Here is a 12419-nt window from a genome sequence, read left to right on the forward strand (position 1 = left end):
GTAAAAAAAGCCTTATGGCCTCATCAATACCGGCCCAAGCTCCTTTCGGAAAGGACAGGGAAAAAGCTCGCTCCAAAGCGGCTATTCCTTCTATAAACGCGCTTCTGGCCAGAACAGACGCCGCGGCGACAGCAATATCCCGCTCCCCTCTAGGCACCTGTATCACCTGCCTGCCCGCGCACTGACAGCCTAATGCATCCAGTACGTAAGAGTCCTTACCGAACTTATCGACTATTATACAGGGACATTCGTACTTTGACAATAGTACACAAATGTTTTCAGCATGGAGACATCCCAACAGATGATTGAGATTTTTCCCTTCCTTTTTCAATGCGGCATACCGCCGATTATAGTCTTCCGGCGGATAGGCACGCAGCGTACAACGATCACCGAGACGGCCCTTTATCTGTTCCGCCAGCCGGATAATCGTGGAATCAGGCAGTGTTTTGCTGTCACAAACGCCGATTTCCTGGAAATAAAGAGCATCTTCTTCCGTCAAAAGGCAAGCTGCCGCCGCCAGAGGTCCGAAAACATCCCCCTTTCCCGACTCGTCACAGCCGATCCAGGTTTTTACATCGTATGGGCGAATCAATTCTTCCGGCGCGGCAGCCGCCGCTTTTTTCCCGTCGGCGAGCACCTTCGTCAACTGCCGCAGTTCTTCTTTCAACGGCGTGTCTTTTCCCTGCAACACGACGGAAATTCCCTTTTTGCCGTAATACCAGTTGACGGTACTCCGCATCGCGCCTTTACAGCAGATGAGTTGGCAGCCGTAATTGATTTCTTTTTCTTGCGCACAGAAAATTCCCTTTGCCGGCAGTGCTTCTCTAAATTTCTTTACTACCCGTGTCAGTTCTTTATCCATAAATTTTATACGCTTCTTCCTTAGCTCGCCGCTGCCACTCCTTCAAGGGCTTACCGCTTTTTTCGGCAGCGCGGCGGCAATCGTCATATTCAGCGGAAATAGTAGTGACGCGCCCGTTATGGGAACATATCTTACAGCCGATCCGTTCCCCGTCGACCGTCACTTCACCGAAAAAGCGCTCGCACGCCTTTCGTTCGACCGGAAAATGCCGCACGCCGATGGACGTCGTTTCTGTAAAAATAATCGCTTCCACTTCTTCTAGCAGCGCTTTCTTACAGAGAACACCGAGCATCACTGCCAGCCGCCCTTTCTTCATCAGCATCGGTACAGCCCAGACATCATTGACGCCGCTTTCCAGCAGGCGTGAAAAGACATACTCCAGATGCTGCGGATTCATGTCGTCAATGTTTGCTTCCATTTGCCATAATGTTTCCATTGATCTACCTCATGCCGTTAATCATAGCCGCCATTCTCCCGGCGCCGAATCCGTTATCGATATTGACGACGGAAACACCGGCGGCACAACTGTTCAACATCGCCAGCAGCGCCGATAAACCGTGAAAATTGGCGCCGTAACCGATACTTGTCGGCACGGCAATGACAGGTTTGCTGACCAGACCGCCGACGACGCTGGCCAGCGCTCCTTCCATGCCGGCGACGACAATATTGACATTAGCCCGGCAAATGTCCTCGCGCCGTGCTAACAACCGATGCAGCCCGGCTACGCCGACGTCATAAATGCGCTCCACTTTATTGCCCATAATCGTTGCCGTCAGCGCCGCCTCCTCAGCCACGGGGATATCGCTGGTTCCGGCCGTAATGACGGCAATTGTCCGCTCTCCGTTAAATACCGTCCGGTCCTTATGTTGATACACCATACGAGCCGTCGCGTCGTAGCAGGCGGTGGGAACAGTCGGCTTAATCCCTTCATAAACGGCCTGATCGGCACGCGTGCCGATAACATTATCGTAACGCGCCATAAGAAACGCCAATATCTTCACCGACTGTTCTGTTGTCTTCCCGGCGCAATAGACGACTTCCGGAAATCCGCATCGTTCCTGCCGCTGTAAATCGAGATTGGCAAACCCCAGATGACAGGTATCGCCTCGGTCATCGGCCAGTGATGCGGCGGCTTCTTCCAGCGTGAACACGCCGGCTTTATACGCTTCCAATATTTTTCTGATCTCATCCATCGTTTCTCACCTCGCAAAGCCGTTCGCTTCCCATGCTCTGTACAGAACCAGGCCTACGGCTGTCGCCAGATTCAACGATTCCGTATTGCTCCGCATCGGAATCGACAACAATTCGTCGCAACACTGCGCAAACGCCGCCGTCAGCCCTTGTCCTTCATTGCCGAAGGCCAGGACAGCGGGACGTTTGTAATCGGCAGCGGCGAAGGATACACGTCCCTGCGGCGAGGTCCCGAACAGAACCCTGCCTTGCCGCAGGACAAACGCACAGATCTCTTCTTCGTCAATATTCTCTATCAAGGGAACTTTAAAAATAGCGCCCATCGCGCTGCGCAGCGTCTTATCATTATACACGTCGACGCTGCCGGGACTGAGTATAACGGCGCCGCAATCCGTCGCCGCCGCCGTCCGTATGATGGTCCCCAAATTCCCCGGATCCTGAATGGCCTGCAAGTATACCAACGAACGAGCCGTGTTATCCTTCTCCAGCGACTGCAGCGTATGCGTAAAAAAAGGAACGACGGCGGCGATCCCCTGCGGTGACTGCGTATCTTTCAACTTATCGTACACGCTCTCCGTAACGAAAAAAAAGTCCCAGCCCAGTGCAACGCCGCGAGCGAAAAGATCGTCAAAATCGGCCTGCTCACGACCTTTCGGCGAAACAAAACAAATGCCGTCACGAATTTCGTTTTCCACCGCATCCGTCACCAGACGGCGGCCTTCCAGAAAAACTCGTCGCTGCGCAGTACGCTCCTTTTTTCGTTTCACTGCACAAGCCAATTTGATCCATTGATTATCACGTGAAGTAATTTCTTTCATACTCTCGCATCCTTTACGTAAAGCCGTTTTTGCGTAAGAAATAAGTGCAATACCGCAAGGATATTGCACTTACTGCGCCACTCAATTGATTTATCTTACTTTTTGGCATCTTTTCCGCGATTCGTCTGAATCAGACTTTCTCTGTTCTGCCGGATACTGGACAAGGTTTTTTCCAATGTCGACTCCACGTATTTCAAGACATCACCGGCATAGGTGATCGAACTGTTCTTCAAATCTTCAGACGACTGATTGGCATTGGCAATGATCAGATTGGCATGTTCCTGCGATTGCCGTACCAGTTCGCTTTCTTCCGTCAATTTGGCAATATAATCTTTCGCCTGTGCTACCATACTGTCCGCATGCCGTTGTGCGTCGGCGATGATTTTGTCCCGCTCGGCCAATACCTTCTTGGATTGATCCAATTCGTCCGGCATACAAACCTTTAAGTCGTCGATGATTTGCAGGATTTCTTCTTCTTCAACAACTTTCTTGTTCGTAAAGGGCATTTTTGACGCATTTAAAATGATGCTTTCCAAATCTTCCAATAATTTATCCGAATTCATCTGCTCCACCTCTATGCCTTATATTTATCTTTAAACTTCAATTTTAATTCACCTTCAACATAACTCGGCACAAGCCCCTCTAATTTGCCTCCGAAACAAGCAAGTTCCCGAATCCCCGTCGAACTGATATACGAATGTTGTGTACTGGCCATGATAAAAACCGTCTCTATCGTCGGTTCCACCTTTTTCATCAATAAAGCACGCTGAAACTCATACTCGAAATCGGTAAGAGCGCGAAGGCCGCGAATAATGATCGTCGCTCCCCGTTCAATCGCATACTGATTTAATAACCCGCCAAAACTGACAACTTCAATATTGGCAATATGTCTTGTCGTTTCATGGAGCATCGCTTCCCGCTCTGCCATGGAAAATAACGGTTTCTTCGTTGGATTTTCAAAAACGGCTACAATCAATCGATCGACAAGTTTACTGCCTCTTTCAAATATGTCAATGTGTCCGTTCGTAACCGGATCAAAGCTACCCGGACAGATTCCGATTCGCACCTTTATACCCCTTCCTTGCAACCGCGGATAAATGATATCTGCGTGTCGCTTCCATAGGTTTTTTTTCTGATAATTGTAAACAGGGGACTATCCGCTATCGGTTCCCGACTGCTGTGCTCCATGAGAAGCAGACCGTCAGACCGAAGCAATGTATGGCGAAAAATCAAAGCAATCGTTTCATTGACAAAATTCTTCACATATGGCGGATCAGCAAAAATATAGTCGAACCGTTCTCCTTGAAGATGTGCCAACATGCGCTTATAATCACCGGCAAGGACAGTGCATCGATCGGCCGCACGGCACAACAACGCATTTTCCCTAATCAGAGCGCCGGTCCTGCTGTCAATAAAAACGGCTTTTGTCGCACCGCGGCTTACCGCTTCCAGTCCCAAGGCACCGGTACCGGCAAAGATATCGAGAACGGCAGCATCTTTCAGCGCCCCGGGTCCGAGAATATTGAACAAACTTTCCCGCGTACTGTCGAGCGTCGGCCGCGTCAGCATGCCTTTCGGCGATTTTAAAAGGCGCCCTCGCGCGGAACCCGCTATAATTCTCACAACACCACCTGCTTGTACACAATCAATTATACACGTTTTTTTATACATATCAAATAGGAAAGGAACATCAGATTAAAATTTTATCAGCTACTTTGTTTTTACTCGTTCCACTTTTAATTCATTGCCATGAAGAAGTCGGATAATGTTATCTTTATGGCGTACGATGACCAGGACAGCAGCCAACAGTCCGAAACCAGTGACCGGGAGAGGTTCATCAAAAAAGTACATCGCAACAGGAACAAGCGCCGCCGCCACGATTGATCCCAGGGATACGATACGCGTAACCGCGACGATGACACACCAAACCAGAAAGACGATCGCCGTTTCAACGGGCGCCAAAAACAAAATAACGCCTAACCCCGTTGCCACCCCCTTGCCGCCCTTAAACTGGAGAAACAGCGAACAGGAATGACCGATAATAGCAATGAGCCCGCCGGCAATCATCAAATAAATCTGATATTCCGGAGCAGCGGCGCCGGCGAGTTTCCCCAGCCAAACACCTGACACGCCTTTGGCAATATCGAGAATCAGCACAGCCAGTCCGGGCATGGCGCCCAACACGCGGTACGCATTTGTCGCGCCGATATTATGACTGCCGTATTCCCGCAAGTCCGTATGGAAAAAAAACTTGCCGACGACAAGTCCGCTGGGGAAAGAGCCGACAATATACGCCAAAAGCAGATACAACAACGACATCATAACGCATCGTCTCCCTTCTTGCCGCGGACGATCAGGCGCAGCGGCGTTCCTTCAAAGCCGAACGTTTCCCGAAGACGGTTTTCCAAATAACGGGTATAAGAAAAATGAAGCAACTGCGGGTCATTGACAAAAAGCACAAAGGTCGGCGGCTGTACCGACGCTTGCGTCATATAATAAATCTTCAGCGGTCTGCCGCCCTTTGCCGGCGGCGGATTGGTCAATTGCGCATCTTCCAACAGTTCATTCAGCACACTTGTCGACACGCGCATGTGCTGCTGTTCCGAAACGTACTTGACCAGATCGGCCAACCGATCGATTCGCTGATGCGTCAATGCCGATGCGTAAAGTATCGGTGCATACTGCATAAAAGCCAGTTCGCGGCGAATATCATCCGTATATTTCAAAGAAGTCTTGCTGTCCTTCGGAACCAGATCCCATTTATTGACGACGATGATACAGCCTTTGCCGGCTTCATGGATATATCCGGCAATTTTTTTATCTTGTTCCGTCACACCGTCAAGGCCATCCAAAACCAATACGGCAACGTCTGATCGGTCAACGGCGCGCAGTGCCCGAACGACGCTGTACCGTTCCACAGGCAAGTCAATTTTTCCCTTCCGCCGCATTCCCGCCGTATCAATAAGGACGAATTCCGTACCGTCGTGCTTCCAATGGGTGTCAATGGAATCCCGCGTCGTACCGGGAATATTGCTGACGATGACGCGATCTTTACCGAGCAGCGCATTGGTCATTGAAGACTTGCCGACATTGGGACGACCGACCAGCGCAATGTGAATAGAGCCGTCATCCTCGTCAAGAACCGGAACCTTCTGAATGTATTTCAAAACCTCGTCCAATAAATCGCCGAGATTCATCAGATTAACTGCAGAAACGCCGATAGGATCGCCCAACCCGAGACCGTAAAATTCGTAAATATTCATTTCCTGCTCAACGCTGTCGATTTTATTGACCGCCAAAATAACCGACTTACCGCTTGCGCGCAGAAGCGTCGCTATTTCCTGGTCCTGCGGCTGAATACCTGTTTTGCCGTCAACGACGTAAATAATCACGTCCGCCTCATGGATAGCCAGTTCCGCCTGGTAACGCATGCTTGTAAAAATATGATTTTTTTCATCAACAAACTCAATACCGCCGGTATCGACCATCGTAAATTCCTGGTTGAGCCATTCAGCATCAAAGTAAATCCGATCCCGCGTTACGCCGGGAAGATCCTCCACGATGGAGATGCGTTTCTTTACAATTGCGTTGAAAAGCGTTGATTTCCCGACATTCGGTCTGCCTACGACGGCCACTAAGGGTTTATACATACACAATTACTCCTTATCTTCATCCCAATGATATAACAATTGTTTCAGGTCCGGTGCAAATTCGCTGACACGGACAGGAACGCCGATCTCTTTTTCAAATTCCGCCAAAGTCACGTCGTCGAGAAAAATATTCTCGCCTTTCCGCAGCGCCGTTCCGGGAATAATCAGGCCGTCAAAAGGCTGCGACAGCCCCCGCCACGTCCGCAACATATCCGTTGCCGTCAAAAGACCGGCAACGTTAATTTGACTGCCGAAATAGTCATTTTCCACCGGTATGATCTGGCAATGCAAATTGGCAATGCAGATTTCATTGACCAGATTTTCAATAAATGGCGCCGCCAAGGTTCCCGTAAACAAAGCCAGGTTCAGTTTTCGCGCGTACGTTGCGCGCGTCATGCCGTCCCACTGATGCCATTGTTCCTCAAACAGCCGCAGCATGCCGATGCCGTCTTCAATCTGCTCATACCCGTCATACCAAGCGGCAGGCGGCAACGCCTCATGAGCCTTCAGATAAAATTCGTCGGCAAGATAAACAAAACTGCCGCGTCCCCGTTCCCGGCTGTCCATGATGAAAGGCTTCGCCCGCTCGATAATATCCTTGGCACACGCCTCTGTTACAGGATTCAAAGGCTCGCAATCCTGCCGGAAACGGGTCATGCCCAGGGGCACGACGGCAACACCGAGGACATGATCCCCTAACGACGCAAAATCACGCAGCGTCTTCGTAAATTCTTCGCCGTCATTATACCCCGGCACTAACACGATCTGACAATACATATCAATGTCATGGGCAGCAAGATTTTGCAATTCTTTCAGAATATCCGCCGTCCGTTCCTGCCGCATCATGCGACTGCGCAACGCACCATTTGTCGTGTGAACGGAAATATGGAGCGGCGACAAGTGGTACTGAATAATCCGTTTCAGATCGGCTTCCGACATATTGGATAAGGTAATAAAACTGCCTGTCAAAAAAGACATGCGATAGTCATCATCTTTAACATAAAGAGATGGCCGCATTCCCTTCGGCATTTGAGAAATGAAACAAAAGATGCAATTATTGCGGCATTGCCGGATATGGTCAAAAACCGCTGATTCCATCGTTATTCCCAAATCCTCGCCAAAACGCTTCTGAAAATAACAGTCCCGCAATGCGTCGCCGTTTTTAACGACTAAATGAACATCTTCATCGGCCAACGCAAAGTTCAAGTCAATCAGGTCCGACACGTTTTGGCCGTTCACGGAAACGATCACGTCTCCCGGCTGCAATCCTTTTTGCGCCGCCCTGCTCCCTGCCGCTACCTTCGAAATGACAGGCTTCAATCTGTTTTTCATGCAGACCCTTTCCTATAAAGCAAAAAAAGGATAACCGGTAATCCCCGGCTATCCTTTCCCGAAAACTTATTTATCTTCTACAGTGTCCCCGATAGTAGCCGCTTCCTCTGCCGCATTTTCCAAATAATTGCGGACTTCCTGCGCTTCTGCATCTTTCTGGACAGCCAGCACACTTAAGGATATCTTTTTCTTATCCGTATCGACAGCGATGATTTTGACATCCAAAACATCACCGATATTCACCAAATCTTTAACGACGGCGCCGCGTTGTTCGCTTAATTCGGAAACGTGGAGCAAGCCCTGCAATTCCGGATCAATAGCCAAGATCGCGCCGAAAGGCAATAACTTCTTTACTTCCCCCTTGACAACATCTCCGACTTCGAATTTTTCAATTGCAGCAATCCACGGATTTTTCTGCAGCGCCTTCAGGGAAAGAGAAATACGGTTCTTTTCCTGATCGAATTTTTGAACCAGCACGTCGAGTTCATCGCCGGCTTTCAAAACGGCGTCAACCGAACTGATCCGTTTCCACGAAATGTCGGAAATATGAAGCAACCCTTCTACGCCGCCGAGATCAATAAAGGCGCCATAAGGCATGATCTTGACAACGGTACCGTGCATAACGGCCCCTTCTTCAATATTTTCCAAAATTTCGGCGCGCTGTTTCTCCCGTTCCACTTCCAAAACGGCTTTACGGGAAAGAACCAGACGATTTTTATGTTCATCAAGGTCAATGACTTTAACGGGGAACGTTTCGCCGACAAGATAATCGAGAGACTTCACGAAACGGACATCCCCCTGTGAAAGCGGAATAAACCCGCGCAGCGATTTAATGGAAACAACGAGACCTGCTTTATTGATCTCCTTGCCAGTACATTCGATCAGTTCATCCGCTTCAAAAGCAGCGCGAACTTCCTTCCAGTCTTCAACCTTTTTCATCTTAACGAGGGAAACGACAATAGCGCCTTCTTCTTTGATGTTGTTGGCAATTTCCACCGTCAATTCATCGCCGATTTTGACAAAATCGCTCGCTTTTTCCGGCGCCGGTACAGCCATTTCCTTCTTCGGCAAAACAGCTTCTGCCTTCGTGCCGATGGAAACATAGGCAGCATCATCGTTCACAGAAATAACCGTGCCTTTTACGACATCGCCTTTCTTTGGATTTTCTTCATAGTCATACTGGTCCAACAATTCTTCACTCATTACTTCTGTGCCTTCTGCTTGCAAATTTTCCATAATCTTAACAACCTCCTGTATTATCCAATCCGGTGTTGAAGCACCGGCGGTGATGCCTATTTCCTTCATGCCGCGGAACCACTTTTCCTGCAATTCGCCTGCCGTCTCAATGTGATAAGTCGGACAGCCCGCATCGCGGCAGACCTCTGCCAGTCGTCCCGTATTGGCACTGTTTTTGCCGCCAATGACAATCATTGCATCCACTTTTACTGCCAGCTTCACAGCCGATTCCTGCCGTTGCTGTGTTGCCGTACAGATCGTCATATAAACGTCAAGCTGATCGGTCTTCGTTTCCAATATGGCGGCAATGCGCTTGAAATGCGCCTGTGAAAAGGTCGTCTGCACAACAACGCCCATCCTTTTACAGAACGGAATTTGCTGCGCTTCTTCTTCCTTATCTATTATAATAGCACGATTGCCCCCCCATTGTGAAATACTAATTACTTCAGGATGGGTTTTTTCTCCGATAATAATTAAGGGAATGCCTTCTTCGATAACTTTTTGCGCATCATATTGCGCTTTTTTTACATGGGGACAAGTGGCATCGACCAATTCCAACCGTTTCGCTTCCGCCTGCCGATAAACGGCCGGACCGACACCGTGAGAACGAATCAGGATCTTTGATCGATCGGCCACCTCATCCAAGGAATGAACCGGTGAGACGCCCCGTTCCGCCAGCGCTCCTACTACCTGCGGGTTATGAATAATCGGCCCCAGTGTATGTGTTCCGGCAACGGCCTCGGCTGCAAGGTCGACGGCGCGGCGCACGCCGTAACAAAAGCCGCAGGCCTCTGCAATAATCACGCGCAATTATACTGCACCTCCATAACGATCCAGCAATCGTTCCACCGCCGCATGAACGGCAGCGGTAAAGGTTTCCACATCCTCTTTGCCGCCTGCTCCCCGAGGCGGATATAGCGGTTCACCGAAAGCAACACAGACAGGACCGCTCTTCTTCGGCAATGTCCGCGAATTGACGACTGCCGCCGGCAAAACCGGCACGCCCGCTTTAATGGCGATAGCGGCCATTCCTTCATGAAAACGGCCCAATTTCCCCTGATTGCGGCTCGTCCCTTCCGGAAATATGCCCAGCACATGCCCTTCCCGCAAAATTCGGAGCGATTCGACGACGGCTTTGCGATCGACATGACCGCGTCGCACGGGAAAAGTATGAACATACCGCAAGAACCGACCCATAAGGGGATTTCGAAACAATTCCTCTTTCGCCATAAAATGGATCAATCGCCGCCGCATGGCCGTTCCCAATAACGGCGGATCGAAATAACTGGCATGATTGCAGGCCACAATAAACGCCCCCGACTGCGGTATCCGTTCTGCGCCGTACACTTTCATTCCCAGCCAAACATACGTTACTGCATTGAAAAGAAATCGAATGATCTTGTATGAAAAAGCTCTCATCGCGCCCTCGCCTCAATCAAGCGACAAATCATGTCCGCCGTTTCGTCCAGCGTCAATTCGCTGTTATCGAGCAAAACGGCATCATCGGCTCGGCGCAGCGGTGAAATCTCCCGCTCCGAATCCAACTTATCACGAGCGGCAATGTTGGCGGCAATGTCCGCCAAGGTTTCCGTCCCTCCCGCCGCCTGTACCTCAAGCCAGCGCCGCCGCGCCCGAGAAGCGACAGATGCCGTCAGATACAACTTCAAATCAGCTTGCGGCAAAACGACTGTGCCGATATCACGGCCATCTAAAATCACACCGCCGCCGGCAGCCATTTCCCTTTGTAATTGTACCAGTTTTCGCCGCACCACTGCAAGAGCCGCAACGGTTGAAACATGAGCAGACACGTCATAACTGCGGATTTCCTTCGTCACCTCTCTGGCATCGACAAAAACGCGGCACCGTTCTTCGCCTGCTTCCAACCGGATCGAAACAGTTTCCACCAATGCCGCCACTTTTTCTTCATCAGCAATCGACAGCTGCCGCTCCAATAATGCCCACGTAAAGGCCCGGTACATAGCTCCCGTATCAATATATAAATAATGCAGCCTCTTTGCCGCAATCTTAGCGGCGCTGCTCTTGCCGGCACCTGCCGGCCCGTCAATGGCGACAGTTATTTTCCTCATTCCGCTATCTCCTCTGCAGCCGCCTTGCCGGCAACAAAACCGGTGGAAAAGGCTGCCTGTAAATTGTAACCGCCTGTAAACGCATCAATATCAAGAACTTCACCGGCAAAATACAGCTGCGGAACGACTTTGGATTCCATCGTCTGCGGATTGATTTCCTTGACGGAAACGCCGCCGGCCGTAACGATCGCCTCGCTGACAGGTCGCGTCGCCGTAATGGTAAGATGGAGTTCCTGCAACGTTTCCACCAAATCCTGCCGCCGCTCTTTTGTCAGCTGACTGACAGGAAGCTTCGCCTCAATGCCTGCTTGTCGCAAAACAACGGGAATCAACCGTTGCGGCAAAAGATCATTCAGCGCATTCCCCATTTGCTTGCGGACATATTGCTGTAAATCCCTCTGCACGCGAGCATCCAGTTTTTCCTTTGTCAGCGCCGGCTTAAGATTCAATGTCAGTTCCAACGGAAAAACGATGTCCTTTCCGTGCGCTGCCGCCGCACTGAGCATTAAAATGATCGGGCCTGAAACGCCGAAATGCGTAAACAGCATTTCGCCGAAACGAGTATCTATTTTCTTTCCTTTTTGCCAAAGTGTTCCCGCCACATTCCGTAAAGACAAACCGGCAAGATCGCCGGGCCACGCTTCAGCGGTCACAAAGGGAATCAGAGACGGTTTCAGGCAACTGACGGAATGTCCCAAAGCGGCGGCAAAGCGATGGCCGTCGCCAGTTGAACCGGTAACGGGGTACGAAACGCCGCCGGTCGTAATGATGCAGGCCTCGGCGGCATACCGTCCCTTTACCGTTTCTGCCTGCCAGCCGCCAGCTTCCCGCCATAGGCGCTCTACAGTTTCGTTAAAGTGGATTTGCACTCTATGCTCGCGGAGCTGCCGGTAAAAAAGTCTGCGCACTTCGACGGCGCTGTCGGAACAAGGAAAAATACGACCGCCGCGTTCTTCCTTGAGAGGTAATCCCCATGCCGTCACACGGGCCATCAAATCCCGGTTCGTAAACTGCCTGTAAGCGCTGAAAAGGAATCTGCCGTTTCCCGGTGTGTGGCTGATAAATTCGGCCATGGAGCAAGAGTTGGTAAGATTGCACCGCCCTTTGCCGGTAATTCCCATCTTTTTCCCTACAATATCATTTTTTTCAAAAAGTCGGACCGCTGCACCTGCTTCGGCAGCGGCCAGAGCCGCCATGATACCGGCAGCGCCGGCCCCGACAACCAGAACGTTTTTCATCGTCA

Annotated in this window: 14 protein-coding genes; all 14 read right to left on the minus strand. The window is 50.4% G+C overall.

The annotated features are described in order from the left end of the window. Window positions 1–862: ribonuclease HIII (locus tag HMPREF1250_RS07965; protein ID WP_023054161.1), on the minus strand; the 862-nt coding region annotated here is incomplete at its 3' end. Continuing rightward, window positions 855–1298 (minus strand): nickel insertion protein, encoded by a 444-nt coding sequence (gene larC, locus HMPREF1250_RS07970; RefSeq protein ID WP_023054218.1) that lies wholly within the window; start codon window positions 1296–1298, stop codon window positions 855–857. The genes HMPREF1250_RS07965 and larC, both read right to left, overlap by 8 nt. Window positions 1299–1302: 4 nt before the next feature. Beyond that, the gene (gene larB / locus HMPREF1250_RS07975) at window positions 1303–2055 is read right to left on the minus strand and encodes a nickel pincer cofactor biosynthesis protein LarB (RefSeq protein ID WP_023054168.1); all 753 of its coding nucleotides are present in this window, start codon (window positions 2053–2055) and stop codon (window positions 1303–1305) included. Between the two features lie 6 nt (window positions 2056–2061). Then, the gene (locus tag HMPREF1250_RS07980; RefSeq protein WP_023054197.1) at window positions 2062–2871 is read right to left on the minus strand and encodes a TrmH family RNA methyltransferase; all 810 of its coding nucleotides are present in this window, start codon (window positions 2869–2871) and stop codon (window positions 2062–2064) included. A 95-nt stretch (window positions 2872–2966) separates the two neighbouring features. After that, window positions 2967–3434, minus strand: a complete 468-nt coding sequence (locus HMPREF1250_RS07985; RefSeq protein WP_023054185.1) for a hypothetical protein — start codon at window positions 3432–3434, stop codon at window positions 2967–2969. Window positions 3435–3445: 11 nt separating this feature from the next. Next, the gene (gene coaD, locus HMPREF1250_RS07990; RefSeq protein ID WP_023054198.1) at window positions 3446–3937 is read right to left on the minus strand and encodes a pantetheine-phosphate adenylyltransferase; all 492 of its coding nucleotides are present in this window, start codon (window positions 3935–3937) and stop codon (window positions 3446–3448) included. 2 nt (window positions 3938–3939) lie between these two features. Then, complete coding sequence (rsmD, locus tag HMPREF1250_RS07995; protein ID WP_023054167.1) at window positions 3940–4494, minus strand: 16S rRNA (guanine(966)-N(2))-methyltransferase RsmD; 555 nt, start codon at window positions 4492–4494, stop codon at window positions 3940–3942. A gap of 87 nt (window positions 4495–4581) precedes the next feature. Then, window positions 4582–5193 (minus strand): glycerol-3-phosphate 1-O-acyltransferase PlsY, encoded by a 612-nt coding sequence (gene plsY, locus HMPREF1250_RS08000; protein ID WP_023054181.1) that lies wholly within the window; start codon window positions 5191–5193, stop codon window positions 4582–4584. Continuing rightward, a complete protein-coding gene (gene der, locus HMPREF1250_RS08005; protein ID WP_023054216.1) occupies window positions 5190–6521 on the minus strand; it encodes a ribosome biogenesis GTPase Der in 1332 nt (443 codons plus the stop codon). Before der ends, plsY begins: the two co-directional genes overlap by 4 nt. A gap of 6 nt (window positions 6522–6527) precedes the next feature. Next, window positions 6528–7853 (minus strand): DUF512 domain-containing protein, encoded by a 1326-nt coding sequence (locus tag HMPREF1250_RS08010; protein WP_023054179.1) that lies wholly within the window; start codon window positions 7851–7853, stop codon window positions 6528–6530. A 66-nt stretch (window positions 7854–7919) separates the two neighbouring features. Further along, a complete protein-coding gene (locus tag HMPREF1250_RS08015) occupies window positions 7920–9899 on the minus strand; it encodes a bifunctional 4-hydroxy-3-methylbut-2-enyl diphosphate reductase/30S ribosomal protein S1 (protein ID WP_023054211.1) in 1980 nt (659 codons plus the stop codon). Next, window positions 9900–10508 (minus strand): lysophospholipid acyltransferase family protein, encoded by a 609-nt coding sequence (locus HMPREF1250_RS08020; protein WP_023054196.1) that lies wholly within the window; start codon window positions 10506–10508, stop codon window positions 9900–9902. It abuts the gene before it with no gap. Then, entirely contained in the window at window positions 10505–11176 is a 672-nt protein-coding gene (cmk, locus tag HMPREF1250_RS08025) for a (d)CMP kinase (RefSeq protein ID WP_023054193.1), read from the minus strand. The genes HMPREF1250_RS08020 and cmk overlap by 4 nt, the downstream gene beginning before the upstream one ends. Then, window positions 11173–12414, minus strand: coding sequence for an NAD(P)/FAD-dependent oxidoreductase (locus tag HMPREF1250_RS08030; RefSeq protein WP_023054212.1), 1242 nt, complete (start codon window positions 12412–12414; stop codon window positions 11173–11175). Before HMPREF1250_RS08030 ends, cmk begins: the two co-directional genes overlap by 4 nt. Window positions 12415–12419 lie beyond the last annotated feature (5 nt).

The organism is Megasphaera vaginalis (ex Srinivasan et al. 2021), from assembly GCF_000478965.1.
In the GTDB taxonomy this organism is placed as follows: Bacteria; Bacillota; Negativicutes; order Veillonellales; family Megasphaeraceae; genus Megasphaera; species Megasphaera vaginalis.